This is a genomic window from Pseudomonas sp. LBUM920, assembly GCF_003852315.1.
Lineage (GTDB): Bacteria > Pseudomonadota > Gammaproteobacteria > Pseudomonadales > Pseudomonadaceae > Aquipseudomonas.
In genome coordinates this window covers 5,974,047-6,001,035 of record NZ_CP027762.1, presented here as the reverse complement: position 1 = coordinate 6,001,035, position 26,989 = coordinate 5,974,047, and the positions used below count along the sequence as shown (strand labels likewise).

General features: G+C 61.6%; 23 protein-coding genes and 2 pseudogenes. 16 read left to right on the top strand and 9 right to left on the bottom strand.

The window, feature by feature from the left end:
• Nucleotides 1–262 precede the first annotated feature (262 nt).
• Nucleotides 263–1,558, bottom strand: coding sequence for a glycine betaine monooxygenase oxygenase subunit (gene gbca, locus C4J83_RS27900; protein WP_106575586.1), 1,296 nt, complete (start codon nucleotides 1,556–1,558; stop codon nucleotides 263–265).
• A 283-nt stretch (nucleotides 1,559–1,841) separates the two neighbouring features.
• Here gbca and gbcB point away from each other — a divergent pair, with 283 nt between their 5' ends.
• Nucleotides 1,842–2,942: a glycine betaine monooxygenase reductase subunit gene (gene gbcB, locus C4J83_RS27890; RefSeq protein ID WP_119737577.1), complete on the top strand. Its 1,101-nt coding sequence runs from the start codon at nucleotides 1,842–1,844 to the stop codon at nucleotides 2,940–2,942.
• Nucleotides 2,943–3,079: 137 nt separating this feature from the next.
• Here the strand turns inward: gbcB and C4J83_RS27885 are convergent, their stop codons facing one another.
• Complete coding sequence (locus C4J83_RS27885) at nucleotides 3,080–4,120, bottom strand: threonine aldolase family protein (RefSeq protein WP_106575584.1); 1,041 nt, start codon at nucleotides 4,118–4,120, stop codon at nucleotides 3,080–3,082.
• 90 nt (nucleotides 4,121–4,210) lie between these two features.
• Here C4J83_RS27885 and C4J83_RS27880 point away from each other — a divergent pair, with 90 nt between their 5' ends.
• From C4J83_RS27880 to fdhA, 10 genes and pseudogenes are all read left to right on the top strand, one after another.
• Entirely contained in the window at nucleotides 4,211–4,939 is a 729-nt protein-coding gene (locus tag C4J83_RS27880; protein WP_124418619.1) for a TraX family protein, read from the top strand.
• A 98-nt stretch (nucleotides 4,940–5,037) separates the two neighbouring features.
• Nucleotides 5,038–5,154 (top strand): annotated as a pseudogene (locus tag C4J83_RS30875) (TraX family protein); the annotation flags it as partial.
• 95 nt (nucleotides 5,155–5,249) lie between these two features.
• Nucleotides 5,250–5,357, top strand: a pseudogene (locus C4J83_RS31295) (TraX family protein); the annotation flags it as partial.
• A gap of 436 nt (nucleotides 5,358–5,793) precedes the next feature.
• The gene (gene glyA / locus C4J83_RS27860; RefSeq protein ID WP_124418618.1) at nucleotides 5,794–7,047 is read left to right on the top strand and encodes a serine hydroxymethyltransferase; all 1,254 of its coding nucleotides are present in this window, start codon (nucleotides 5,794–5,796) and stop codon (nucleotides 7,045–7,047) included.
• Between the two features lie 22 nt (nucleotides 7,048–7,069).
• A complete protein-coding gene (locus C4J83_RS27855) occupies nucleotides 7,070–8,320 on the top strand; it encodes a sarcosine oxidase subunit beta (RefSeq protein ID WP_010207084.1) in 1,251 nt (416 codons plus the stop codon).
• A gap of 15 nt (nucleotides 8,321–8,335) precedes the next feature.
• Nucleotides 8,336–8,638, top strand: a complete 303-nt coding sequence (locus tag C4J83_RS27850) for a sarcosine oxidase subunit delta (protein WP_003194855.1) — start codon at nucleotides 8,336–8,338, stop codon at nucleotides 8,636–8,638.
• The gene (locus tag C4J83_RS27845) at nucleotides 8,635–11,652 is read left to right on the top strand and encodes a sarcosine oxidase subunit alpha (protein WP_124418617.1); all 3,018 of its coding nucleotides are present in this window, start codon (nucleotides 8,635–8,637) and stop codon (nucleotides 11,650–11,652) included. Before C4J83_RS27850 ends, C4J83_RS27845 begins: the two co-directional genes overlap by 4 nt.
• A gap of 123 nt (nucleotides 11,653–11,775) precedes the next feature.
• Complete coding sequence (locus C4J83_RS27840; RefSeq protein WP_124418616.1) at nucleotides 11,776–12,408, top strand: sarcosine oxidase subunit gamma; 633 nt, start codon at nucleotides 11,776–11,778, stop codon at nucleotides 12,406–12,408.
• Between the two features lie 170 nt (nucleotides 12,409–12,578).
• The gene (purU, locus tag C4J83_RS27835) at nucleotides 12,579–13,436 is read left to right on the top strand and encodes a formyltetrahydrofolate deformylase (protein WP_032883972.1); all 858 of its coding nucleotides are present in this window, start codon (nucleotides 12,579–12,581) and stop codon (nucleotides 13,434–13,436) included.
• Nucleotides 13,437–13,620: 184 nt separating this feature from the next.
• Nucleotides 13,621–14,820: a formaldehyde dehydrogenase, glutathione-independent gene (gene fdhA / locus C4J83_RS27830; protein WP_034116135.1), complete on the top strand. Its 1,200-nt coding sequence runs from the start codon at nucleotides 13,621–13,623 to the stop codon at nucleotides 14,818–14,820.
• Nucleotides 14,821–15,026: 206 nt separating this feature from the next.
• Here the strand turns inward: fdhA and C4J83_RS27825 are convergent, their stop codons facing one another.
• A complete protein-coding gene (locus C4J83_RS27825) occupies nucleotides 15,027–15,704 on the bottom strand; it encodes an anti-sigma factor (protein ID WP_106575578.1) in 678 nt (225 codons plus the stop codon).
• Nucleotides 15,701–16,327: a sigma-70 family RNA polymerase sigma factor gene (locus tag C4J83_RS27820; RefSeq protein WP_106575577.1), complete on the bottom strand. Its 627-nt coding sequence runs from the start codon at nucleotides 16,325–16,327 to the stop codon at nucleotides 15,701–15,703. Before C4J83_RS27820 ends, C4J83_RS27825 begins: the two co-directional genes overlap by 4 nt.
• 151 nt (nucleotides 16,328–16,478) lie before the next feature.
• Here C4J83_RS27820 and C4J83_RS27815 point away from each other — a divergent pair, with 151 nt between their 5' ends.
• Nucleotides 16,479–17,051: a DUF2780 domain-containing protein gene (locus C4J83_RS27815; RefSeq protein WP_106575576.1), complete on the top strand. Its 573-nt coding sequence runs from the start codon at nucleotides 16,479–16,481 to the stop codon at nucleotides 17,049–17,051.
• Here C4J83_RS27815 and yihG read toward each other — a convergent pair.
• Nucleotides 17,048–17,935 carry a 1-acylglycerol-3-phosphate O-acyltransferase, YihG family gene (yihG, locus tag C4J83_RS27810; RefSeq protein ID WP_119737591.1) on the bottom strand — a complete coding sequence of 296 codons (888 nt, stop codon included), beginning with the start codon at nucleotides 17,933–17,935 and terminating at the stop codon, nucleotides 17,048–17,050. The genes C4J83_RS27815 and yihG overlap by 4 nt on opposite strands.
• Nucleotides 17,936–18,105: 170 nt before the next feature.
• On the opposite strand from yihG, the gene rloA2 reads away from it, so the two are divergent.
• The 4 genes from rloA2 to creD are packed head-to-tail and all read left to right on the top strand — an operon-like array spanning nucleotide 18,106 to nucleotide 22,151.
• Nucleotides 18,106–18,621 carry a retropepsin-like aspartic peptidase RloA2 gene (rloA2, locus tag C4J83_RS27805; RefSeq protein WP_106575574.1) on the top strand — a complete coding sequence of 172 codons (516 nt, stop codon included), beginning with the start codon at nucleotides 18,106–18,108 and terminating at the stop codon, nucleotides 18,619–18,621.
• A 9-nt stretch (nucleotides 18,622–18,630) separates the two neighbouring features.
• Nucleotides 18,631–19,299, top strand: coding sequence for a two-component system response regulator CreB (creB, locus tag C4J83_RS27800; protein WP_119737593.1), 669 nt, complete (start codon nucleotides 18,631–18,633; stop codon nucleotides 19,297–19,299).
• The gene (gene creC, locus C4J83_RS27795) at nucleotides 19,299–20,738 is read left to right on the top strand and encodes a two-component system sensor histidine kinase CreC (protein ID WP_124418615.1); all 1,440 of its coding nucleotides are present in this window, start codon (nucleotides 19,299–19,301) and stop codon (nucleotides 20,736–20,738) included. The genes creB and creC overlap by 1 nt, the downstream gene beginning before the upstream one ends.
• Nucleotides 20,739–20,747: 9 nt before the next feature.
• The gene (gene creD / locus C4J83_RS27790) at nucleotides 20,748–22,151 is read left to right on the top strand and encodes a cell envelope integrity protein CreD (protein WP_124418614.1); all 1,404 of its coding nucleotides are present in this window, start codon (nucleotides 20,748–20,750) and stop codon (nucleotides 22,149–22,151) included.
• Nucleotides 22,152–22,337: 186 nt separating this feature from the next.
• On the opposite strand, the gene C4J83_RS27785 is transcribed toward creD, so the two are convergent.
• The 4 genes from C4J83_RS27785 to C4J83_RS27770 form a co-directional block, all read right to left on the bottom strand.
• Nucleotides 22,338–22,967, bottom strand: a complete 630-nt coding sequence (locus C4J83_RS27785; protein ID WP_124418613.1) for a glutathione S-transferase — start codon at nucleotides 22,965–22,967, stop codon at nucleotides 22,338–22,340.
• A gap of 164 nt (nucleotides 22,968–23,131) precedes the next feature.
• Complete coding sequence (locus C4J83_RS27780; RefSeq protein WP_124418612.1) at nucleotides 23,132–23,314, bottom strand: hypothetical protein; 183 nt, start codon at nucleotides 23,312–23,314, stop codon at nucleotides 23,132–23,134.
• Entirely contained in the window at nucleotides 23,311–24,414 is a 1,104-nt protein-coding gene (locus tag C4J83_RS27775) for a PepSY-associated TM helix domain-containing protein (RefSeq protein ID WP_106575568.1), read from the bottom strand. The genes C4J83_RS27780 and C4J83_RS27775 overlap by 4 nt, the downstream gene beginning before the upstream one ends.
• A gap of 62 nt (nucleotides 24,415–24,476) precedes the next feature.
• On the bottom strand, nucleotides 24,477–26,906 hold the full coding sequence (locus C4J83_RS27770; protein ID WP_124418611.1) for a TonB-dependent siderophore receptor: 2,430 nt from the start codon (nucleotides 26,904–26,906) through the stop codon (nucleotides 24,477–24,479).
• Nucleotides 26,907–26,989 lie beyond the last annotated feature (83 nt).

Here is a 26,989-nt window from a genome sequence, read left to right as displayed (position 1 = left end):
GATTTTCTTCATTTAATTCAAAGGGGAAGGAGCACTTGCCCACAATTGCTGTGGGTGGCTTTGTGGATAAGTTGTTGGGCGAAGGCTGGAGGGCAGGGCTGTAAAGGGTTGCAAGGCAGTTGATCAACTTTTGAACAGAGCGCAAACCTAATGTGGGAGCGGGCGTGCTCGCGAAAGCAGTGTGTCAGTCGCCAGATGTGCTGGCTGATCCGCCGCATTCGCGGGCAAGCCCGCTCCCACATTTTGATCGGTCGCGTGTCAGTTACTCGTGTACGGCCACGCCCTTGAGATACGGCGCAGGCGCAGCGCCCAGGTTGCTCAGCAAACGCTCGCTGTACCAATCCACAAAATTCACCACACCAAACTCATACGTCTTGGAGTAAGGCCCTGGCTGATAGGCGGTGGAGTTGATCCCGCGCTGGTTTTCTTCGGCCAGGCGACGGTCCTGGTCGTTGGTGGCGTCCCACACTTTGCGCATGCGCTCCACGTCGTAGTCCACGCCTTCGACGGCGTCCTTGTGCACGATCCACTTGGTGGTAACCATGGTTTCCTGGGCGCTGATCGGCCACACGGTGAACACGATGATGTGATCGCCCATGCAGTGGTTCCACGAGTGCGGCAGGTGCAGGATGCGCATCGAGCCCAGGTCCGGGTTCTTGATGCGGCCCATCAGCTTGTTGCAGCCTTGTTTGCCGTCCAGGGTCATCGACACCGTGCCTTTGAGCAGTGGCATGCGCACGATGCGGTTACGCAGGCCGAAGCTGGCGTGGGCGTAAGGGATCTTCTCGGCATCCCACGCGGCGGCGGAAGCGGCGACGTGGTCCTTGAAGGCCTGGTCGGCGCGCGGGTCGGTGACGTCGTCCCACTCCAGCAGGGTTTTCAACAGTTCCGGGTGCGAGGCGTTGCAGTGGTAGCACTCGCGGTTGTTTTCCAGCACCAGCTTCCAGTTGGCTTTTTCGAACAAGGTGGTCTGGATCGCCACCTTGGTGTTTTCCATGTCGTAGGGTTCCATGTAGTGGTTCAGTGTCGACAGGAAGTCGTCGATGGCCGGCGGGTTCTCGGCCAGGCTGATGAAGATGTAGCCGCCGGCGGTCTTCACGTTCACGGGTTTCAAGCCGTACTGCTTCATGTCGAAGTCGGCGCCCATCTCGGTGCCGGCGAACAGCAGGCGGCCGTCCAGCTCGTAGGTCCACTGGTGGTAGTGGCAGACGAGTTTGGCGACCTTGCCCTTGTCGCTGGTGCACAGGCGTGAGCCACGGTGACGGCACACGTTGTGAAAGGCATGCACCACGCCCTCGGCGCCACGGATCACGATGATCGGGTTCTTGCCCACTTGCAGGGTCAGGTAGTTGCCCTTGGTGGGAATCTCGCAGGTCATGCCGGCGATCAACCACTCTTTCTGGAAGATCTCCTGCATGTCGATATCAAACAGCCGCTCGTCAGAGTAAAACGGCTGCGGCAGCGAAAAAGTGCGCTCGCGCTCTTGCAGCATTTGCGCGGTGGCCTTGCGTGCGGGTTCCAGCGGATCGCCCAAGCTTAAGGTTGCGGTGACGTCCATCGTGTGTGTCCTCAGGGCCATTCTGTGTGGCCGGCGAAAAGTGGCTAATCAGGTTTTGCAGCAAGGCGTAAAGAAAGCGTCTGTGTTGGGAGCGAGTGTGGGCCCGGCAAAGGCCAGAACCTTGTCCATTAGCGACATGGCCCACTCTGATCCCGACGCGCAACCCCCGTGGTATGGGGGCTGGTCGCGATAAGTATGTGAATGTCGCAGATAGGTAAATGGACGCTTCTCGCGTTACGCAGAATCGCCACCATCAGGCCGATATACGGCTGCGGAGAACAGCATGTCCAACAGCTTCCTGAATCCGGTCACCACCCAGACCTGGGCCAATGGTCGGCACATTGTCCGTTGCGTCAAAGTCATCCAGGAAACCTGGGACGTGCGCACCTTCTGCTTTATGGCCGACCAGCCGATCCTGTTCTTTTTCAAGCCGGGGCAGTTCGTCACCCTGGAGCTGGAAATCGACGGCCAGCCGATCATGCGCTCCTACACCATCTCCAGTTCACCGTCGGTGCCGTACAGCTTTTCGGTGACGATCAAGCGCGTGCCGGGCGGCAAAGTCTCCAACTGGCTGCACGACACGCTGCACGAAGGCCAGGAGCTGGCGGTGCACGGGCCGGTGGGGCTGTTCAATGCCATCGATTTCAGCAACCCGAAAGTGCTGTATCTGAGCGGCGGCGTCGGCATCACGCCGGTGATGTCCATGGCGCGTTGGTATTACGACACCAACGCCAATGTCGACATGACGTTTATCCACAGCGCGCGCTCGCCCAAAGACATCATTTACCACCGCGAGCTGGAACACATGGCATCGCGAATCGACAACTTCAGCCTGCACCTGATCTGTGAAAAACACGGCCTCGGCGAGCCCTGGGCCGGTTATCGCGGCTACCTGAACCACAAGATGCTCGAACTGATGGTGCCGGACTTCCTCGAGCGCGAAGTGTTCTGCTGCGGCCCTACGCCGTACATGAACGCGGTGAAGCGTCTGCTGGAAGTGGCGGGCTTTGACATGACGCGCTACCACGAAGAGTCCTTCGGCGCGACGCCGCCGGAAGCGCGTGCCGACGCGGTGGAGCAAGCCGAACAGGCCGCCGACGCCCCCGAAATCGACTTGGCCGACCTGCATCAGGTGGAATTCATTGCGTCGGGCAAGAGCATTCGCGTGGCGCCGGGCGAAACCGTCCACGCCGCTGCGGCCAAGCTTGGTTTACTGATTCCCAAAGCCTGCGGCATGGGCATCTGCGGCACCTGCAAGGTGATGAAGCTGGGCGGGGAGGTCGAGATGGAGCACAACGGCGGGATTACCGAGGAAGACGAGGCCGAAGGCTACATCCTGTCGTGCTGCAGTGTGCCGAAGGGTGATGTGCGGATCGAGTTCTGATAGGCCGAACCCTCAAGCGGGCAGGGTCAAATGTGGGAGGGGGCTTGCCCCCGATGGCAGTGGAACAGTCACTGATGCACTGACTGAAAAACTGCTATCGGGGGCAAGCCCCTCTCACATTTTGTTCAGTGGTGAATTCAGGCGCCCATCACTTCGCGTATATCGGCTGCCAATTCGCGCACGCGCTCTTCCTCGGTATCCCAGGCACACATGAACCGCGCGCCACCTTTGCCGATGAAGGTGTAGAAGCGCCAGCCCTTGGCCGTCAAGGCCTCGATGGCCGCTTCCGAGAGTTGCAGGAACACGCCGTTGGCTTGCACCGGGAACATCAACTCCACACCAGGAATGTCCGCCACCAGGCTGCTCAGCAATTGCGCGCAGTGGTTGGCGTGGCGTGCGTGTTTGAGCCAGGCGTCGTTTTCCAGCAGGCCCACCCACGGCGCCGAGAGGAAGCGCATCTTTGATGCAAGCTGACCGGCCTGTTTGCAGCGGTAATCGAAGTCTTCGGCCAGCTTGTGGTTGAAGAACAGGATGGCTTCACCCACCGCCATGCCGTTTTTCGTGCCGCCGAAGCACAATACGTCCACGCCGGCTTTCCACGTCAGGTCGGCCGGGGAGCAGCCGAGGAACGCGCAGGCGTTGGAAAAGCGTGCGCCGTCCATGTGCAGGTTCAGGCCCAGTTCCTTGCAGGTGGCACTGATCGCGCGGATTTCTTGCGGGGTGTACACGCTGCCGACTTCGGTGGCTTGGGTCAGCGTGACCACGCGTGGTTTGGGGTAGTGGATGTCCTGGCGCTTGAGCGCGATCTCGCGGATCGACTCGGGGGTCAGCTTGCCGTTTTCGGTGCGGGCGGTGAGCAGCTTGGAGCCGTTGGAGAAAAACTCCGGCGCGCCGCATTCGTCGGTTTCGACGTGGGCGGTTTCCGAGCAAATCACGCTATGGTAGCTCTGGCACAGCGAGGACAACGCCAGGGAGTTGGCGGCGGTGCCGTTGAAGGCGAAGAATACTTCGCAGTCGGTTTCGAACAGATTGCGGAAACCGTCGGCGGCGCGGTGGGTCCATTCATCATCGCCGTAGGCGCGCTGATGGCCCTGGTTGGCGAGTTCCATGGCGGCCCAGGCTTCCGGGCAAATGCCGGAATAGTTGTCGCTGGCGAATTGTTGGCTCTTGTCGGTCATGGCCCATTCCTGTGGTCGATGTTGGTGCGCACTGTAACCAAGAATGTTGGGCGGGCGCACGCACTGTAAATGCAAAGTCACTGGGGAATTATGCACGGTACTGAAACGATTCCTGCCAAGCAGGCGCGCGATGGCGCCCTGGACCTGCTCAAGTGGCTGGCGCTGCTGAGCATGGTCCTGGATCACCTGCGCTATGTCGGCTTGAGCCTGGATGGCCTGTACGTGCCGGGGCGCCTGGCATTCCCCTGGTTTTGCCTGGCGATTGCGGCGAACCTGCACCGGGTCAAAGATGCGCCGGTAACGGGCCAATGGCGTTACGTGGGCTGGCTGCTGCTGTTCAGTGTGATCAGTGAAGTACCGTACCGACTGTTTATCGACGATGCCGATACCTTGAACGTATTGCCGACCCTGGCGCTGGGCCTGCTGGTTGCCAGAGGATGGCAGCAGAAGGCGCTTGTTGATCGAGGATTGGCGCTGATCGCCCTCGTGCTGGGCGTGGTGTTTTCCACTCAACTGATGTTCGGGATTTTCGGTGTATTGCTGCCGCTGGCGATGCTGCTGGTGTTCAGTCGGCCATGGTATTTCGGTGTGTTGCCGGGGTTGGTCTGCGTGGCGGCGAATCAATGGCAGATTTTGCTCAACAGCGGCTCAACCGTGGCACTGGCCGGGTTGGCCGCCTGCCTGATCGCGCCTTTGGCTGGCGTGGTCTTATTGCGACATGCCCAAAACGTCTCGCCGCCCGCCATGCGGCGCTGGGCGTATGCACTCTATCCCGTGCATTTTCTGCTGCTGCTACTCGTGCGCCAGATCATCGCCTAACCCCTGTGGGAGGGGGCTTGCCCCCGATTGCGGTGTGTCAGCCAGCCTAGGTGTAAGCTGATCCGCCGCTATCGGGGGCAAGCCCCCTCCCACATTTGATCCTCTTATTGCGACACGCCAACCCTGTGACGCCACCGCCCATGCGGCGCTGGGCGTATGCCCTCTATCCCGTGCATTTTCTGCTGCTGCTACTCGTGCGCCAGATCATCGCCTAACCCCTGTGGGAGGGGGCTTGCCCCCGATTGCGGTGTGTCAGCCTGCCTGGGTGCAAGCTGATCCGCCGCTATCGGGGGCAAGCCCCCTCCCACATTTGCGACACGCCAACCCTATGACGCCACCGCCCATGCGGCGCTGGGCGTATGCACTCTATCCCGCGCATTTCCTGCTGCTGCTACTCGTGCGCCAGATCATCGCCTAACCCCTGTGGGAGGGGGCTTGCCCCGATTGCGGTGTGTCAGCCTGCCTGGGTGCGAGCTGATCCGCCGCTATCGGGGGCAAGCCCCCTCCCACATTTGCGACACGCCAACCCTGTGACGCCACTGCCCATGCGGCGCTGGGCGTATGCCCTCTATCCCGCGCATTTCCAGCTGCTGCTACTCGTGCGCCAGATCATCGCCTAACCCCTGTGGGAGGGGGCTTGCCCCCGATTGCGGTGTGTCAGCCAGCCTAGGTGCAAGCTGATCCGCCGCTATCGGGGGCAAGCCCCTCCCACATTTGATCGGTGTTGTTGCCGCTATGTCGTAAACGCACCTTTGCGTGGCGTCCGTAGGCATTTGACCTGTCTGCGCCAGCCCTACCATCGCATCAAAGGCCCTGCACGGGCCTCAACAATACGAAAGGCTGGGAGAGACGCGATGTTCAGCAAAAAAGACCAGATCCAGGGATATGACGACGCCTTGCTGGCGGCGATGAATGCCGAGGAGCAGCGTCAGGAAGATCATATCGAGCTGATCGCGTCCGAGAACTACACCAGCAAACGCGTGATGGAAGCTCAGGGCAGCGGCCTCACCAACAAATACGCCGAAGGCTACCCCGGCAAGCGCTACTACGGCGGCTGCGAGCATGTGGACAAGGTTGAAGCCCTGGCCATCGAGCGCGCCAAGCAGCTGTTCGGCGCCGATTACGCCAACGTGCAGCCGCACTCCGGCTCGTCCGCCAACAGCGCGGTGTACCTGGCACTGCTGAACGCCGGCGACACCATCCTCGGCATGAGCCTGGCCCATGGCGGTCACTTGACCCACGGCGCCAAAGTGTCGTCCTCGGGCAAGCTGTACAACGCGGTGCAATACGGCATCAACACTGACACCGGCCTGATCGACTACGACGAAGTCGAGCGCCTGGCGGTGGAGCACAAGCCGAAGATGGTGGTGGCCGGTTTCTCCGCTTACTCCAAAACCCTGGATTTCCCGCGTTTCCGCGCGATCGCCGACAAGGTTGGCGCGCTGCTGTTCGTTGACATGGCCCACGTCGCCGGCCTGGTGGCCGCCGGTTTGTACCCGAACCCGCTGCCGTATGCCGATGTGGTCACCACCACCACCCACAAAACCCTGCGCGGTCCGCGTGGCGGCTTGATCCTGGCCAAGGCCAACGAAGGGATTGAGAAAAAACTCAACGCCGCCGTATTCCCCGGCGCCCAGGGCGGCCCGCTGATGCATGTGATCGCCGGCAAGGCGGTGTGCTTCAAGGAAGCGGCGGAGCCAGGCTTCAAGGTCTACCAGCAACAAGTGATCGAAAACGCCCAGGCCATGGCCAGTGTGTTTATCAAACGTGGCTACGACGTGGTGTCCGGCGGCACCGACAACCACCTGTTCCTGGTCAGCCTGATCCGTCAGGGCCTCACCGGCAAAGAGGCGGACGCCGCCCTTGGTCGCGCCCACATCACCGTCAACAAGAACGCCGTGCCGAATGACCCGCAGTCGCCGTTCGTGACCTCGGGCCTGCGCATCGGCACCCCAGCGGTGACCACACGTGGCTTCAAAGTGCCGCAGTGCATTGAGCTGGCCGGCTGGATCTGCGACATCCTCGACAACCTCGGCGACGCCGATGTCGAGGCCAACGTGGCCAAGCACGTGTCTGCCCTGTGCGCTGATTTCCCGGTTTATCGCTGAGCGCGGTTTTGGAGTAATGACTATGCAACGCTACTCGGGCTTCGGCCTCTTCAAGCACTCACTCAGCCACCACGAAAACTGGCAGAAGATGTGGCGCACGCCCACACCGAAAAAGGTCTACGACGTGGTCATCGTCGGCGGCGGCGGGCATGGTCTGGCGACCGCCTACTACCTGGCCAAGGAACACGGCATCACCAATGTGGCCGTGGTCGAGAAAGGCTGGCTGGGCGGCGGTAACACCGCGCGCAATACCACCATCGTGCGTTCCAACTACCTGTGGGACGAGTCGGCGCACCTGTACGAACACGCGATGAAACTCTGGGAAGGGCTGTCCCAGGACCTGAACTACAACGTGATGTTCTCCCAGCGTGGCGTCTACAACCTGTGCCACACCCTGCAAGACATCCGTGACTCCGAGCGCCGCGTCAGCGCCAACCGCCTCAACGGCGTGGACGGCGAACTGCTCAACGCCAAACAAGTGGCCGACGAGATCCCGTACCTCGACTGCTCGAAAAACACCCGCTACCCGGTACTCGGCGCCACCGTGCAACGGCGCGGCGGCGTGGCCCGTCACGATGCCGTGGCGTGGGGTTTTGCCCGCGCAGCGGACGCACTCGGTGTGGACCTGATCCAGCAGACCGAAGTGATCGGCTTTCGCAAGGAAAACGGCGTGTGCATCGGTGTTGAAACCAACAAAGGCTTTATCGGCGCCAAGCGCGTCGGTGTGGTGACGGCCGGTAACTCCGGGCACATGGCTTCGCTCGCGGGCTTTCGCCTGCCGATCGAATCCCACCCGCTGCAAGCGCTCGTTTCCGAGCCGATCAAGCCGATTATCGACAGCGTGATCATGTCCAACGCCGTGCACGGTTATATCAGCCAGTCCGACAAGGGCGACCTGGTGATCGGCGCCGGCATCGATGGCTACAACGGCTATGGCCAGCGCGGCTCGTACCCGGTGATCGAACACACCATTCAGGCCATCGTCGAGATGTTCCCGGTGCTGTCGCGCGTGCGCATGAACCGTCAGTGGGGCGGCATCGTCGACACCACGCCGGACGCCTGCCCGATCATCTCCAAGACGCCAGTGCCGAACATGTTCTTCAACTGCGGTTGGGGCACCGGTGGCTTCAAGGCCACGCCGGGCTCAGGCAACGTGTTTGCCGCGAGCCTCGCCAAGGGTGAAATGCACCCGCTGGCCGCGCCTTTCTCCATCGACCGTTTCCACAACGGTGCGTTGATCGACGAACACGGCGCTGCGGCCGTCGCCCACTAACAGGAGAAATTTCCTATGTTGCATATCTTCTGTCCTCACTGTGGCGAACTGCGCTCCGAAGAGGAATTTCACGCGTCCGGCCAAGCGCACATCCCGCGCCCGCTGGACCCGAATGCCTGCACCGATGAGCAGTGGGGCGACTACATGTTCTTCCGCGATAACCCCCGTGGCCTGCACCACGAGCTGTGGATTCACGCCGCCGGTTGCCGCCAGTATTTCAACGCCACGCGCGACACCGTGACCTACGAAATTCTTGAAACCTACAAGATTGGCGAGAAGCCGCAATTCACCGCCAAGGCTTCTGGAGAGAAGGTATGAGCCAGATCAATCGCCTGTCCAACGGTGGCCGCATCGACCGCAACAAAGTCCTGACCTTCAGCTTCAACGGCCAGAGCTACAAAGGCTTTGAGGGCGACACGCTGGCCGCCGCCTTGCTGGCCAATGGCGTCGACATCATCGGCCGCAGCTTCAAGTACTCGCGCCCGCGCGGCATCTTTGCCGCCGGTGCCGAAGAGCCGAACGCGGTGCTGCAGATCGGCGCCACCGAAGCCACGCAAATCCCTAACGTGCGTGCCACGCAACAGGCGCTTTACCAGGGTTTGGTCGCCACCAGCACCAACGGCTGGCCGAGCGTGAACAACGACATGATGGGCATTCTCGGCAAGGTCGGCGGCAAGCTGATGCCACCGGGTTTCTACTACAAAACCTTCATGTACCCGCAATCGTTCTGGATGACGTACGAGAAGTACATTCGCAAGGCAGCAGGTCTGGGGCGCTCGCCCACCGAGAACGACCCGGACACCTACGACAACTTCAACCGTCATTGCGACGTGCTGGTCGTTGGCGCAGGCCCTGCCGGTTTGTCGGCGGCCCTGGCGGCTGCGCGCAGCGGCGCACGAGTGATCATCGCCGATGAGCAGGAAGAATTCGGCGGCTCGCTGCTGGATTCGCGCGAAAGCCTCGACGGCAAGCCAGCCACCGAATGGGTTGCCAGTGTGATCGCTGAGCTCAAGGCTCTGCCGGACGTGGTGCTGCTGCCTCGCGCCACCGTCAACGGTTACCACGACCACAACTTCCTGACCATTCACGAACGCCTCACCGACCACCTCGGTGACCGCGCGCCGATTGGCGTGGTGCGTCAGCGCATCCACCGTGTGCGGGCCAAGCGTGTGGTGCTGGCGACCGGTGCGTGCGAGCGCCCGCTGGTGTACGGCAACAACGACGTGCCGGGCAACATGCTGGCCGGCGCGGTCTCCACTTACGTGCGTCGTTACGGCGTGGCACCCGGTAAAAAACTGGTGCTTTCGACTAATAACGACCACGCCTACCGCGTGGCGCTGGACTGGTTCGACGCGGGCCTTACCGTCGTCGCCGTGGCCGATGCGCGCCACAACCCTCGCGGTGCGCTGGTGGAAGAAGCCCGCGCCAAAGGCATTCGCATCCTCACCGGCAGCGCCGTGATCGAAGCGCGTGGCAGCAAGCACGTGACCGCTGCTCGCGTCGCCGCCATTGACGTTAAAGCGCACAAAGTCACCAGCCCCGGTGAGTGGCTGGACTGCGACCTGGTGGCCAGCTCCGGCGGCTACAGCCCGGTGGTTCACTTGGCCTCGCACTTGGGCGGCAAGCCGACCTGGCGTGAAGACATCCTCGGTTTTGTGCCGGGCGAAGCACCGCAAAAACGCGTGTGCGTGGGTGGGATCAATGGCGTCTACGGCCTTGGCGATTCCCTGGCCGATGGCTTTGAAGGCGGCGTGCGCGCGGCCAGCGAAGCCGGTTTTGCGCCGGTGGAAGGCACGCTGCCCAAAGCCTTGAGCCGTCTGGAAGAGCCGACCCTGGCGCTGTTCCAGGTGCCGCACGAGAAAGCCACTGCACGGGCGCCGAAGCAATTCGTCGACCTGCAAAACGACGTCACCGCCGCCGCCATCGAACTGGCGACCCGCGAAGGTTTCGAGTCGGTCGAGCACGTCAAACGCTATACCGCGCTGGGGTTCGGCACCGACCAGGGCAAGCTGGGTAACGTCAATGGCCTGGCCATCGCGGCCCGTTCGCTGAATGTGACCATCCCGCAGATGGGCACCACCATGTTCCGCCCCAACTACACGCCGGTGACCTTCGGCGCCGTAGCGGGCCGCCACTGTGGGCACATCTTTGAGCCGGTGCGCTACACCGCGCTGCACGCCTGGCACGTGAAAAACGGCGCCGAGTTTGAAGACGTCGGCCAGTGGAAACGCCCGTGGTACTTCCCGCGCAACGGTGAAGACCTGCACGCCGCCGTCAAACGCGAATGCCTGGCGGTGCGCGACAGCGTCGGCCTGCTGGATGCGTCCACCCTCGGCAAGATCGACATTCAAGGCCCGGATGCGCGCGAGTTCCTCAACCGCATCTACAGCAATGCCTGGACCAAGCTCGACGTGGGCAAGGCGCGCTACGGCCTGATGTGCAAGGAAGACGGCATGGTCTTCGACGACGGCGTGACCGCCTGCCTCGCTGACAACCACTTCCTGATGACCACCACCACCGGCGGCGCCGCGCGCGTATTGCAATGGCTGGAGATCTATCAACAGACCGAGTGGCCAGACCTGAAGGTGTACTTCACTTCGGTCACCGACCACTGGGCGACCATGACCCTGTCCGGCCCCAACAGCCGCAAGCTGCTGGCCGAAGTGACTGATATCGACCTGGACAAGGACGGCTTCCCGTTCATGACCTGGAAAGAAGGCCTGGTCGGCGGCGTGCCGGCGCGGGTGTTCCGTATCTCGTTTACCGGCGAGCTGTCGTACGAAGTCAACGTGCAGGCCGACTACGCCATGGGCGTGCTCGAGCAGATCGTCGAGGCCGGCAAAAAGTACAACCTGACCCCGTACGGCACCGAGACCATGCACGTGCTGCGGGCCGAGAAGGGTTTCATCATCGTCGGCCAGGACACCGACGGCTCGATGACCCCGGACGACCTGAACATGGGCTGGTGTGTAGGCCGCACCAAACCGTTCTCGTGGATCGGCTGGCGCGGGATGAACCGTGAAGACTGCGTGCGTGAAGAGCGCAAGCAACTGGTGGGCTTGAAGCCGATTGATCCGACGGTGTGGCTGCCGGAAGGCGCGCAGCTGGTGTTCGATCCGAAGCAGACGATCCCGATGAAGATGGTCGGCCACGTGACCTCAAGCTATGCGCATAACTCGCTGGGTTACTCGTTTGCGATGGCGGTGGTGAAGGGCGGTTTGAAGCGCATCGGCGAGCGGGTGTTCTCACCGCAGGCCGATGGCAGCGTGATCGAGGCGGAGATTGTGTCCTCGGTGTTCTTTGACCCGAAAGGTGAGCGGCAGAACATCTGATAGACCGAGGTGCCTGCATCGGGGGCAAGCCCCCTCCCACATGTTGAAATGCATTCCCCTGTGGGAGGGGGCTTGCCCCCGATGAGGCCAGTAGCCGCACAACAGAATTCAGATAGGTGCTTTATGACAGCAGCCAATGTTTACCAACAACGCCCCACCGCCGGTGCCAAGGCCGAGTCGTCGCTGCACCATGCCGACCTCGCCAGCCTGGTGGGCAAGGGCCGCAAGAACGCCGGCGTGACCGTGCGTGAAAAGAAACTGCTCGGCCACCTGACCCTCCGTGGCGATGGCCACGATGCGGCCTTCGCTGCCGGCGTGCACAAAGCCCTCGGCATCGAACTGCCTGGCGCCCTGCAAGTCATCATCAACGGCGAAACCAGCCTGCAATGGCTCGGCCCGGATGAGTGGCTGCTGGTGGTGCCAAGCGGTGAAGAACTTGCCGCCGAGCAAAACCTGCGGGCTGCCTTGGGCGACCTGCATATCCAGATCGTCAACGTCAGCGGCGGCCAGGAGATCCTCGAGCTTAGCGGCCCGAACGTGCGCGACGTGTTGATGAAGTCCACCAGCTACGACGTGCACCCCAACAACTTCCCGGTGGGCAAGGCGGTGGGCACGGTGTTCGCCAAGTCCCAACTGGTGATCCGCCACACGGCTGAAGACACTTGGGAACTGGTGATTCGTCGCAGCTTCTCGGACTACTGGTGGTTGTGGCTGCAGGATGCCTCGGCCGAATTCGGCCTGAGTGTTCAAGCCTGATCGAATGAACACCAGAGGGCTGTTGTGGCTAGGGGGCTTGCCCCCCGTTGGAGCGCGCAGCGGTCCCAGGATTCGCGTATTTTTCTGAAACAGCCGAGTGGCAGGTTTTGGGGCTGCTTCGCCGCCCAACGGGGGCAAGCCCCCTCGCCACAAGGGCCTGAGGATTCACTATGAGCCGCGCACCTGATACATGGATTTTGACCGCCGACTGCCCCAGCGTGCTCGGCACGGTGGACGCGGTCACCCGCTATCTGTTCGAACAGGGCTGCTACGTCACCGAGCACCATTCGTTCGATGACCGACTCTCGGGCCGGTTTTTTATTCGCGTGGAATTCCGCCAGCCCGACGGGTTTGACGAGCAGGCGTTTCGCGACGGCCTGGCCACGCGCGGTGAAGCGTTTGGCATGATCTTCGAACTGACGGCGCCGAATTACCGGCCAAAAGTGGTGATCATGGTCTCCAAGGCCGATCACTGCCTCAACGACCTGCTGTACCGCCAGCGCATCGGCCAACTGTCGATGGACGTGGTCGCCGTGGTGTCCAATCACCCTGACCTCAAGCCATTGGCCGACTGGCACCAGATTCCCTACTACCATTTTCCCCTCGACCCCAACGACAAGCCGTCCCAGGAGCGTCAGGTGTGGCAAGTGATTGAAGAGACCGGCGCCGAACTGGTGATTCTTGCGCGCTACATGCAAGTGCTGTCGCCGGAGCTGTGCCGCAAGCTGGATGGCAAAGCCATCAATATCCATCACTCGTTGCTGCCGGGGTTCAAAGGTGCCAAGCCGTATCACCAGGCCTACAACAAGGGCGTGAAACTGGTTGGCGCCACCGCGCATTACATCAATAACGATCTGGATGAAGGTCCGATCATCGCCCAGGGCGTGGAGGTGGTGGACCACAGCCATTATCCCGAGGATTTGATTGCCAAGGGGCGGGATATCGAAGGGCTGACGCTGGCCCGGGCGGTGGGGTATCACATTGAGCGGCGGGTGTTTTTGAACGCCAATAGAACGGTGGTGCTTTGACTGACTCCATCGGGGGCAAGGCCCCTCCTACCTTTGATAGGTGAATGCAGTCAAATGTGGGAGGGGGCTTGCCCCCGATGAGGCCCTGACAAACAACGCAAACACAGCATCTGTAACCCGAGCACTTAAACGCGCTGCCTGCCTGGGCAACGCGGTTCCATAAAAACAACAGCGAGGTGAAAGCATGTCTGGTAATCGTGGTGTCGTGTATCTCGGCAACGGCAAGGTCGAAGTACAGAAAATCGACTATCCCAAAATGCAGGACCCCCGTGGCAGGAAGATTGAGCACGGCGTCATCCTGCGCGTGGTCTCCACCAACATCTGCGGCTCCGACCAACACATGGTGCGCGGCCGTACCACTGCCCAGACCGGCCTGGTCCTGGGGCACGAAATCACCGGCGAAGTGATCGAGAAGGGCAGCGACGTCGAAAACCTGAAAATCGGCGACCTGGTCTCGGTGCCGTTCAACGTCGCATGCGGCCGCTGCCGCTCGTGCAAGGAACAACACACCGGCGTGTGCCTGACCGTCAACCCGGCCCGTGCCGGTGGTGCATACGGTTATGTCGACATGGGCGACTGGACCGGCGGCCAGGCCGAATACGTGCTGGTGCCGTACGCCGACTTCAACCTGCTGAAACTGCCGGACCGCGACAAGGCCATGGAGAAAATTCGCGACCTGACCTGCCTCTCCGACATCCTGCCAACCGGCTATCACGGCGCCGTCACCGCTGGCGTTGGTCCGGGCAGCACGGTGTATATCGCCGGCGCCGGCCCGGTTGGCCTGGCCGCGGCCGCTTCGGCGCGGTTGCTGGGCGCCGCTGTGGTGATCATCGGCGACGTCAACCCGATTCGCCTGGCACACGCCAAGGCGCAGGGCTTTGAAATTGCCGACCTGTCCAAAGACACGCCGCTGCACGAACAGATCGCCGCACTGCTGGGCGAGCCCGAAGTTGACTGCGCCGTCGATGCGGTGGGCTTCGAAGCCCGTGGCCACGGCCATGAAGGCGCCAAGGCAGAAGCACCGGCCACCGTGCTCAACTCGTTGATGGGCGTGGTCCGCGTGGCGGGCAAAATCGGTATCCCTGGCCTGTACGTCACCGAAGACCCAGGCGCCGTCGATGCCGCCGCGAAAATGGGCAGCCTGAGCATTCGCTTCGGTCTGGGCTGGGCTAAATCCCACAGCTTCCACACTGGCCAAACCCCAGTGATGAAGTACAACCGCCAGCTGATGCAGGCAATCATGTGGGACCGCATCAACATTGCTGAAATTGTTGGTGTGCAGGTCATCAGCCTGGATGACGCACCGCGTGGGTACGGCGAGTTCGATGCCGGTGTGCCGAAGAAGTTTGTGATTGATCCGCATAAGCTGTTCAGTGCGGCGTAAAACTTAGGCCAAACAAAAGGGCGACCCATGGGTCGCCCTTTTTGCATCGAGTGCTTAAGTCTGCAAGCGCCGTGAGCAAGTCGTTTGGCCGACGACGATCAAAATGTGGGAGCTGGCTTGCCTGCGATGGCGGCGGGCCTGTTGACCTATCCTTGGCCGACCACCGCTATCGCAGGCAAGCCAGCTCCCACAGGTATCGAATGGTGTCAGCGAGAGGCCAGTGCGCCTTGGTACAGGACCGGTCCGGTTGGCTGCCCGGTCGGCGAGCCGCCTTGCGGCTCCAGGCTGACGGCGAGGGTCACGGGTGCAGCCAGCAGCGCTTGCTGTTCCTTGCTCAGCTGGATTCGGCCTTTACCCGAGCTGGGCACCAACCCCAGAGAAACCGGTTTGCCACCGGGCGCAATGACCCACAGTTCCAGCGCGCGCGTCGGCTCTACCGCCGCCAACGTCAGCGGCTCCACTTGCAGGTGATCGCCAAACGCCTGGATTTGCATTGCCGGTTGCTGGTTAGCCGCGACCAGCGTGGCGTTGTACTCGGCGCCGATATCACGCTGATAAAGCACTCCGACCAACACGGCGACCACGACTGCGCAGGCAGCCGCCAGCAGACGCACGTTCATCCAGAACGGTTTCTTCGCCGGCACATGCAGCACTTGCGGCTCGATCCGTGCCTTGATGCCTGCCCACACATGATCGGGCACCGGCCGTTCGGGCAGCGCGCCGGTCAGGCTGGCGAGGGCATCCTGCCAATGGCCGAGTTCGACGCGCAGCGCAGCGTCTTCCAATAACAGGGCGTCGAAGCGCCGACGGGCGGTAGCCGGCATCAGGCCGATCGCGTAGTCGGCGGCGAGGGCGCGGCGCAGGGCGGTGGTTTGGTAGTTCATGATTCAAGGCACCTGCGCAGGCGCTCCATGCCGCGGCGAATCCAGGATTTGACCGAGCCCAGGGGCGCCGCCAAGTGGTCGGCCAATTCCGAGCACGACAGGCCCTGGAAGTAAGCCACGGTGATCGATTGGCGCTGCATGCCATCAAGCGTGTCGAGGCAGCGGTTCAGGGCGCGGGCCTCGCGCTCGCTGTCGAGTTGCTCGTGGGCGCTGGGGCTGTCGTCAAGCATTGCGTCCTGCTGGCCATCGGCCAAGGGCTGTTCACGGTGCTTGCGCAACTGGTCGATGGCCAGGTTACGGGTGATATTCACCATCCAGGTCATCGGCGCCGCCAGGTGCGCCTCGTAGCGCGAAGCGTTGTACCAGATGCGCACAAAGGCTTCCTGCAGGACTTCTTCAGCCAGGTCCTTGCGCCCCATGAACCGGAACGCAACACCGTGCAGGCGTGGCGAAACACTGCGGTAGAGGGTCTCGAACGCTTGGCGGTTGCCCAGGGCGCACTGCGCCAGCAGGGGCTGCAACGGGTCAGCATCGTTGATCGAAATAGGGCTTCTCCAGGCTCTCGAACGAGGGCGACGGGACTGCGCACGGTAGGCAGAGGGTAGTCCAGCTTGAGCATTCATTCCATCCGACTCCGAGCGGTGCATGCTGGGTATACGCGCGGGCGGGTAATTTGGATGCAGCTTTTTCTGAACTAATCTTCAGGTGGGAACAATCCTTCGGGACTGTCAGTCCAACGCCTGCTTTTAGCTCCTACATTCAGAGGTTGTCTTGATGAAGATTTCACGCGGTTTTGCCCTGTCCTGCCTGATGACCGTGGCCGCCAGCCCGGTGTTTGCCGCAGGTTTCAGCCTCGGTGACGTGGCCAACGCCGTTTCCGGCGCCCAGGGCAGCAACAACAAGGCGGCTGCTGCAGCGCCAAGTTCCCAGACCGCAGGCCTGCTGAGCGCCCTGACTTCGCAACTGAACGTCACCCCTGAACAAGCCGTCGGCGGCACTGGCGCCATGTTGGGCCTGGCCAAGAACCAATTGAGCAGCACCGACTATTCGCAATTGGGCAAAAGCGTGCCCGGCCTGGACAAACTCTCGGGGAGCAACTCTCTGGGCAGCCTCGGCGCCTTGAGCGGGATGCTCGGCCAGAGCGGCGGCAGCAAAACCAGCGGCCTGGACAGCGTGCTGGGTAACGTGAAGAACACCAACGACCTGAACACCGCCTTCAGCGCGCTGGGCATGGATAACAGCATGATCGGCAAGTTTGCGCCGGTGATCCTGCAATACCTGGGTGGCCAGGGCGCCAACGAGTCGGTGCTGGGCAAACTCGCCTCGGCCTGGGGCACTGGCAGCTAAATAGGCTCCGCGCGCAGGTGTGTGATGCGCGCGTCCTTCTCCCTCCAGAGCTGGTTCACCCAGTTCTGGACGGTCTGGCGAAAGGCCGGATCATTCTCGTAATCGCCCTGCCATAGCGCCGGGTCGAGTTCACGGGTGCGAATGTCGATGATCACTTTGGGCACCGCGCCGCTGATCAAATCCCAAAACCCCGGAATTTTTTGCTGCGGATAGACCACGGTCACGTCGAGCACCGCATCCAGCTGTTCACCCAGCGCTGCCAGCACAAACGCCACACCGCCCGCCTTGGGTTTGAGCAACCGGGCATACGGTGAGTCCTGCTGCTTGTGTTTGGCCGCGTTGAACCGCGTGCCTTCCAGGTAATTCACCACGGTCACCGGCTGGCGCTTGAACAGCTCGCAGGCTTGTTTGGTGATTTTCAGGTCCTGGCCTGCCAGCTCCGGGTGCTTGGCCAGGAATGCCTTGGTGTAGCGCTTCATGAATGGGTAATCCAGCGCCCACCAGGCCAGGCCGAGGAAGGGCACCCAGATCAGCTCTTTTTTCAGGAAGAATTTGAAGAACGGCGTGCGCCGGTTGAGCGCCTGGATCAGCGCCGGAATGTCGACCCAGGACTGATGGTTGCTGATCACCAGGTAAGAGGTGTCGCCACGTAGCTGCGCGCCACCGCGGATGTCCCATTGGGTGGGGATGCACAGCGAAAAAATCAGCTTGTCGATTTCAGCCCAGGTCTCGGCGATCCACATCACCGCCCACGAGGCATAGTCGCGATAGCGCCCGGGCGCCACCAGCTTGAGCAGGGCAAACAGCATCAACGGCCCGAACAGCACCAGGGTGTTGAGCAATAGCAGCAGTGTGACGAAACAGCCGGTGAGCAGGCGGCGCATAAGTAACTCTTGCAATCCTGTGGGCGGGCCATGATAAGCAAGCTGAGTCTAGAGGCCAACTCGCAAATCGCTGGACGAATGTTTCACAATATTCCGGGTATGGTTGAGACCTAACTAAGTGCTGCCTTTGCGGTCTAGAATCCGCCTACTTCTTTCGAGGAAATCACTTCGTGAAACTGCTCCTTGCCGCGTTCGCCCTCGTTCTTCCTGTTGTGGCTGCCCAGCCTGTCCTGGCCGCCGAACCGACCCTTTACGGTCGCTACGAATACATCCAGTTGCCGGAGATCGGCGAAACCTTCAAGGCCAAGATGGACACCGGTGCGCTGACCGCCTCGCTGTCGGCCCGAGACATCGAAACCTTCACCCGTGATGGCGACGATTGGGTGCGCTTCCGCCTTGGCGGCAAGGACGCGACCAACAAGGTCTACGAACACAAAGTCTCGCGCATCAGCAAAATCAAAAGCCGCGCTGACGAAGACGATGACAAGGACGAAGCCACCGTGGCCAAGCGCCCCGTGATCGATCTGGAAATGTGCCTGGGCAACGTCAAGCGCACCGTTGAGGTCAACCTCACCGACCGCAGCAGCTTCAACTACCCGCTGCTGATCGGCGCCAAGGCGCTGCGTGAATTCGGCGCAGCGGTGAACCCGGCGCGTCGTTACACTGCTGACAAACCGGACTGCTGACGGACCCACATGCCGCATATCCTGATTGTCGAAGACGAAGCGGCGATAGCCGATACGCTGATTTTCGCCCTGCAAGGCGAGGGCTTCACCACCACCTGGCTGAGCCTTGGCCAGGAGGCGCTGGCCCATCAGCGCCAGTCGCCCGCTGACTTGATCATCCTCGACATCGGCCTGCCGGACATCAGCGGCTTTGAAACCTGCAAGCAATTGCGCCGTTTCAGTGAAGTGCCGGTGATGTTCCTCAGCGCGCGGGATGCCGAGATTGATCGGGTGGTGGGCCTGGAGATCGGTGCCGACGATTATGTGGTCAAGCCGTTCAGCCCGAGGGAAGTGGCGGCGCGGGTGCGCGCCATCCTTAAGCGTGTCAGTCCAGGCGCCGCGCCTGCCGTGTTCCAGGTTGATCTGGAACGCATGCAAATCCATTACCGTGGTCAGGCTCTGAGCCTGACGCGTCATGAGTTCCGCTTGCTGCAAAGCCTGCTCGAGCAACCCGAACGCGTGTTCAGCCGCGAGCAATTGCTCGACGCGGTGGGCGTGCCTGCCGACGCTGGCTACGAACGCAATATCGACAGCCATATCAAAAGCCTGCGCAGCAAACTGCGAAGCGTGGCCGCCGACGCCGAGCCGATCCAGACCCACCGTGGCCTGGGTTACAGCTACAGCCCGAGCCATAGCTGATGCGCCTGGGGCTGCGGATTTTTCTGGTGTACGCGCTGTTTATCGGCCTGACCGGCTATTTCGTGCTTAACACCGTGATGAAAGAGATCCGCCCCGGCGTGCGCCAGTCCACCGAAGAAACCCTGGTGGACACGGCCAACCTGCTGGCCGAAATCCTGCGGCTGGACGTGAAGAACGGCACCCTCGGCCAAAGCCACTGGCCGGAGCTGCTCAAGGCCTACGGCAGCCGCCAGCCGGGCGCGACCATTTGGGGCCTGCCGAAAAACCAGGTCAACCACCGTATCTACGTGACGGACGCCAAGGGCATTGTGTTGCTCGATTCCACGGGCGAGGCGGTCGGCCAGGACTATTCCAAATGGAACGATGTGTACCTGACCTTGCGCGGCGAATATGGCGCGCGGTCGACCAAAAGCGAACTGGATGACCCCAACTCGTCGGTGATGCATGTGGGCGCGCCGATCCGCGATAACGGCCAGATCATCGGCGTGGTCACCGTGGCCAAGCCCAACAGCTCGTTGCAGCCCTATGTCGACCGTACCGAGCACCGGCTGCTGTGGTACGGCGCCGGGTTGGTGATCCTCGGCCTGCTGCTCGGCGCAGTATTGTCGTGGTGGCTGAGCGTGGCGCTGCATCGGCTGACGGCGTATGCCCAGGCTGTGAGCGAAGGCCGGCGCGCCGAGTTGCCGCATTACCGTGGCGGCGAGCTCAAGCAGCTGTCCACCGCCGTCGAGCACATGCGCACGCAGCTGGAGGGCAAGGCCTACGTCGAGCGTTACGTGCACACATTGACCCACGAGCTGAAAAGCCCACTGGCGGCAATTCGTGGCGCGGCGGAGCTGTTGCAGGGCGACATGACCCGTGAGCAACAGCAGCGTTTCGTCGGCAATATCGACAATGAAAGCGCGCGCTTGCAACAGTTGATCGAGCGCCTGCTGAACCTCGCCCAAGTGGAGCAGCGCCAAGGTCTGGAAGAGCAAGTCAGCATGCCGTTGGCAGCCTTGGTGGACGAGGTACTCAAGGCCCAGTGCGCGCGCATTGAAGGCGCCGGCTTGCACGTCGAACAGGCGATTGCCGCGGATGTGAAGGTATTTGGCGAGCCGTTCCTGCTGCGCCAGGCCTTGGGTAATCTGCTCGATAACGCTCTGGACTTCACGCCGCCCGGTGGCACCTTGAGGTTCAGCGCACACACGCAGCACAACGACGTGCAGGTCAGCCTGTTCAACCAGGCCGCCGCCATTCCCGAATATGCCTTGCCGCGCCTGAGTGAGCGTTTCTACTCGCTGCCACGCCCGGCCAGCGGGCGCAAAAGCACCGGCCTTGGCCTTAATTTCGTGGAAGAAGTGGTGAAGTTGCACGGCGGCGCGTTGCAGATCGGCAATGTGCAAGGCGGCGTGCAAGTGGTGCTGCATCTCCACACAGTCTCCACATTGCCCACATAAATCTCCCATCTGCGCGGTTCACGCTCTGCCCATCAAAACAGGGAGAGACCTACGAACCGCAGCCTGCTTTTCAAACTTGGCGCGATTGCGCTACTGATTCTGCTGTTGCTGATTCCGTTGCTGATGATCAACGGCATTATCAGCGACCGCCAGCAACTGCGCGATGGCGTACTGATGGACATCGCCCGCAGCTCCAGTTACAGCCAGCGCCTCACCGGCCCGGTGATGGTGGTGCCGTATCGCAAGACGGTCCGGGAGTGGAAGCTCAATGAAAAACTCAACGAGCGCTACGAGCAAGTCAGCGAGGTGCGTGGTCGTCTGTATTTCTTGCCGGAGCAGTTTGAACTCGACGGCAAGGTGCAAACCGAGCTGCGTTCGCGGGGCATTTACCAGGCGCGGCTGTTCCATGCCGACAACCGCATCAACGGGCGGTTTGTGCTACCGGAGCAACTGGGTATCAAGGAAAACTTTGCCGATTACCGCTTTGACCCGGCGTATCTGGCGGTGGGTATCAGTGACATTCGCGGCATTGAAAATGCGCTGAAACTGGAGCTGGGCAGCCAACGCCTGGAGTTCTCGCCAGGCACTCAAGTGGCGTGGCTGGGCGAGGGCGTGCACGTGATGCTGCCCGAGCAAGACAGCAAAAAGCCGGCGCCGTTGGACTTCGCTTTTGACCTGCGCCTGCAAGGCACCGAGCAGCTGCAAGTGGTGCCGGTGGGCAAGATCAGCCAGGTCAAACTGGCATCGAATTGGCCGCACCCCAGCTTCATTGGCAACTTCCTGCCGGCCCAACGTGAGGTCAGCGCGCAGGGCTTCAGCGCCAATTGGCAGACCACGTTTTTCTCCACCAACCTGGAAGAAACCCTGCGCGGCTGTGAGTGGGACAAAGTGTGTGACGACTTCAATAGCCGCAGCTTCGGCGTGAACTTCATCGACCCGGTGGACCAGTACCTCAAGAGCGACCGTGCGATCAAATACGCGCTGCTGTTTATCGCCCTGACGTTTGCCGGCTTCTTCCTGTTCGAAGTGCTCAAGAACCTGGCGGTGCACCCGATTCAATACGCGTTGGTGGGCGTTGCCCTGGCGTTCTTTTACCTGCTGTTGTTGTCGTTGTCCGAGCACATGGGCTTTGGCCCGGCGTACCTGTTGTCGGCGAGCGCCTGTGTGTTGTTGATCGGCTTCTACGTGTGCCACGTGCTGCGCAGTATTGCCCATGGGCTGGGCTTTTCGGCGGGGCTGGCGGCGTTGTATGGCCTGTTGTATGGGCTGCTCAGTGCCGAGGATTACGCGCTGCTGATGGGCTCGCTGTTGCTGTTCGGGCTATTGGGCACGGTGATGGTGCTGACGCGCAAACTGGATTGGTATGGCGTGGGCAAGCGCAAGGTGCAGTTTGACCTGGAGGCGGTGCAATGATTGGGTTACGGGAAGATCAGCAGTTGGGTGAGCAGTTGGCCGCCAGCATTGTCATTTTCCTCAACTCCACCACCTTCCAATGTGGGAGCGGGCTGGCCCGCGAAGGCGGTGGGTCAGAAACAGATGCGCTGAATGACCCGCCGCAATCGCGGGCAAGCCCGCTCCCACAGTAGGTTGGGGTGAGTATCAGGCCGGCGGCTGGGTCTGCAGCATCGACGGCCGCTGGCTGACCTTGGCGTACCAATCGGCAAGCTGGGGGTTCGCGGCGCGCCATTGCAGGTCAGGGTGGCGGAAGTCGAGGTAGCCCAAGGCGCAGGCCACGCTGATCGACGCAATGTCGAAGTGGCTGGCCAGCTCGGCAATCGCATTGGCTTCCAACTCCGCCAGGGTGCGACGGATCTTGTTGCGCTGCTCATTCAGCCATTGGTCCCAGTGCTTTTCTGCCGGGCGCATGGCGGTTTCGTAGCGCACCAGCACGGCGGCGTCCATGATGCCGTCGGCCATTGAGGCCAGGGTCAGGCGGCGCCAGCGTGCCGAGCCGTCACGAGGAATAAGGGGGTTGCCGACATGCTGGTGGTCGAGGTAATCGAGGATCACCCGGCTGTCGTGCAGGGCGCTGCCGTCGGCCAGGCGCAGGGCCGGGATCTTGCCAACGGGGTTTTCGTGCACCAGCTGCGCGTCCGGGTTGACCGGTGTCGGCATGCAGCCTTGCAGGGTCACGCGGTCCTGCTGGCCGGTTTCGATCAGCAGCACGCGGACTTTACGAACAAAGGGTGAGGCTGGGTTGTGAAACAAGGTCATGCTGGGCGCGGACATGGGCATTCCTCGAAATGGGCAGTGGCTAGCCTAGAGGGTTGCGCGGTGGCTGGCGAGGGGGCTTTTGAATGTTTTTGAGGGCGCTATCGCAGGCAAGCCAGCTCCCACATTTTGAATTGTGAACGCAGTCAAATGTGGGAGCTGGCTTGCCTGCGATGAGGTCTTCAGCCACGCCGCCTGAACAACGCCCAAACACCAATGACCGCAGGAATCCCCAAACCGACCCAGCTCAATGAATCCCACAGCCCATCCCCGAGCAACGCGGCAAACAACCCGGCCGCGCTGAGCACGCCAATCCCCAGCGGAATGCCAAACACCTTCCAGAAGTTCGACTGACGCGGCTTCATACCTTGGCCGCCTTGCGCCGCACGATCCACAGGTAAACGCCGCTGCCCAGCACGATGATGGTCAGCACATCGAGCACCGCCCAGAGAATCTTCATCGGCATGCCGCCGTAGTCACCAAAGTGCAATGGCTGGGACATGCCCATGGCGTCCATGTACCACGGCCGCTCAGCGATGGCGGTGACGGCCAGGGTGCTGGCGTCGATCAGCACCGGCGTGAGCAGGTGCGAGGTCAGGTGCGTGCTGCCCTTCATGAACACCGCGTAATGGTGCTCACTGGAAAAACGCGTGCCGGGGAAGGCGATAAAGTCCGGCTCCATGCCGGGCGCGGCCTTGGCGGCAATGCTCAGCAGCTCGGTGGCCGGCGCGCGTTGGGTCAGTGGCGGCGCGTTTTTGTACGGCTCGATCATGGCGCTGAGGCTGTCCTGGCGCCAGGCGGCGATGATCAGGTCGGCGCAGGCACTGATCACGCCGGTCACGCCCACCACCAGCGCCCACGTCAGCGTGACCACGCCGATCAGGTTATGCAGGTCGAGCCAGCGCAAGCGCGTGGACTTGTCCTGGCGCACGGTGGCGAACTTCAAGCGGCGCATGAACGGCAGGTACAGCACCGTGCCCGAGACAATCGCCAGCACAAACAAAAGGCCCATGAAGGCCAGCAGCAACTTGCCCGGCAGGCCGGCGAACATGTCCACATGCAGGCGCAGCAAGAACAGTGTCAGGCCGCCATTGGCCGCTGGGGTTTCGACGGCTTCACCGGTGCGCGCATCGAGCATGAAGGTGTGCGACGAGTTGGGTTCGGTGCCGGCCGTAGCGGCCATGATTGCGATCACGCCGTTCTTGTCGTCTTCGTCCCACGCCAGGTATTGCATCGCCTCACCCGGGCGATGCGCCTGGGCTTTGGCCACCAGTTGCTCAAGGTTCAACTGCGGGGTGTCGGCGGGCATCTGCGCCAGTTCAGGCTCATTGCCCAGCAGGTGATCGATCTCATGGTGAAACACCAGCGGCAGGCCGGTAAGGGCGAGCAACAGGAGGAAGACTGTGCAGATCAGGCTGGTCCAGGTGTGGATGAAGGACCAGCGGCGAATGGTTTTGCTTTTCATTTTCTAGCCTTCAGACACACCGAAGCCGCCCCGGGGGACGGCCTGGTTATTAGCTCAGCCAATTACCACTGGTAGGTAGCGCTGGCGACTACGCTGCGCTGGTCACCGAAGTAGCAGTAGTTGCCGTCGCAGGTGGAAAGGTAGTCTTTGTTGAACAGGTTGGTGGCGTTCAATTTAACCGATGCGCCTTTCAGGCTGTTATCCAGACGGCCCAGATCGTAATGCACCGAACCATCGAACACGGTGTAGGCGTTGGCCTTGCCCAGCCAGGTGTTGGCCTGGTCGCCATACGTGTTGCCGGTGTAGCGGGCACCAAAACCGATACCGAAACCGTCAAGTACGCCGCTGTGCCAGGTGTAGTCGGTCCACAGCGAGGCTTGCTGGTTTGGCATCAATGTCAGGCGGTTACCTTTGTAGATGCCTTTTTGCACCTCGGATTTTGCCAGGGTGTAGGCGGCGATGACCTTGAGGTTCTCGTTCACGTCAGACACGGCTTCCAGTTCCAGGCCCTTGACCTTCACTTCGCCGGTCTGGCTGTTGATTTGCTGGCCGCCTGGGCCGAGGTTAGTCACCTGCACGTTCTTCTGGGTCAGGTCGTAGACCGCCGCGCTCAGCAACGTGTTGGAGCCGGGCGGCTGGTACTTCACCCCCATTTCCCATTGCTTGCCTTCGGTCGGTTTGAACGTCTTGAGCGCATTGGTATCTGCGTTGCTCGCCGGCTGGAACGACTCGGCGTAAGACAGATACGGTACGAATCCTGAATCAAACACATAGCTCAGCGCCGCGTTGCCACTGAAGTGTTTGATGCGATCGGTGTTGGTTGCATCGTTGTCGTTGAAGTAGGTGGTGCCTTGATGCACCCAGTCTTCACGCCCGCCCAGGGTCAGGCGCCACTTGTCCAGAGCCATCTGGTCCTGCACGTAGAGGCCGGTTTGCACGGTTTTCTGGTTGTAGTCGTAAAAAGGTCGGACATCCGTCGGACGCAGCGTCGGCTGGGTATTGATCGGGTTGAAAATGTTGATACCCGACGCTGTACCGTATATCGCGCGGTAAGAGGTATCGGTACGTTGGTGATCCAGGCCCAGCAGCAGGGTGTGGGCAATGTCGCCCGTTGCGAAGTCAGCCTGGAAGTTGTTGTCGATCGCCAACTGGCCGATGCTTTCGTCAACATTGGTGGTCGACCGGCTGATATTGCCCGCCGCATCGGCCGGGGAGTAAGCAAAGGAACCCACGGTCAGTTGCTGGAAATCCAGCTCCGACTTGGTGTAACGCAGGTTCTGCTTGAACTGCCAGGTATCGTTGAAACGGTGTTCGAACGCATAGCCCATTGCGTAGTAGGTGCGGTCGTAGAACTCGTAGTCCGGATCACCGAGGTTCTTGTGGTGGGAAACGTCGCCCAGCGGCGATTTGATCTTGGTGCCCTGGATCGGCATGAACTGGCTGGTGGTGCCGGTATCGTCGCGGGTGAACTGCGAGAGCAGGGTCAGCTTGGTGTCGGGATCAATATTCCAGGTCAGGCTCGGCGCGATGTTGTAGCGCTTGTTGTCGATGTGATCGACCTGGGTGCCGGCATCGCGTACCACGCCGCTGACGCCATACAGAAACTGGCCTTCATCATCGATTTTGCCGGTGCTGTCGAAGTTGATCTGGCGGTAGTTGTCACTGCCGTATTGCAACTGGATAGCATGGCTCGATTCCTCGCTGGGACGGCGGCTGACCATGTCCAGCAGGCCGCCTGGTGGTGTCTGGCCATAGATCGACGAGGCCGGGCCACGCAGCAGGGCGAGGCGGTCGAGGTTCCAGGTTTCAGCTTTAGGGTTGGCGTACACGCCGCGCGGCAAAGGCAGGCCGTCGAGGAATTGCGTCGGTTCGAAACCGCGCACGCGCATCCAGTCGTAACGGGTGTCGCTGCCGTAGCTGGACGATACGATGCCGGGCATGTATTTGACGGCATCATCGAGGTTCTGGACGTTGCGGTCCTGCATCTGCTCGCGGGTCGCCACAGAGATCGAGCGCGGTGCTTCAACCAGTGCGGTGTCGGTCTTGGTGCCGGCCGCAGTGCGCGTCGCCAGGTAGCCAGTGACCGGGCCCCATGCACTTTCAGTGTCGCCTTGCGCAGTGATACTGGTCTCAGCCAACGCCACGACGCCTTCCGGAATCGCCACCAGCGTAAACGTCCCCGCGCTGCTTTGCTCCAGCTGCAGCCCGGTGCCACGCAACGCCTCTCGCAGCGCGCCCTGCGCATCGAACTGGCCGTTGACCGGTGCCGAGGTCTTGCCCGACGCCAACGCTGGGTTGAGGGTCAGCGCAAGGCCGGCCTGGCTGGCGATCTGGTTCAGCGTGCTGGCCAACGGTGCAGCCGGCAGGTTGTAGGCGCGCACGCTCGAAGCCTGTTCGGCGGCGATCAGCGTGGTGCTCGCCAGCGGGGCGCTGAGGGCGATGGCCACGGCTAACAGGCTGGGGCGCAACAGGGTGTCTAGCGTGCGGGACATAGGGCGGCTCCTGAATGGAAACATTTCTCAATTGCCTAGGTGCCGGACGAGAATCAAAAAGTGATAGGGCCAAGCGAAAATAA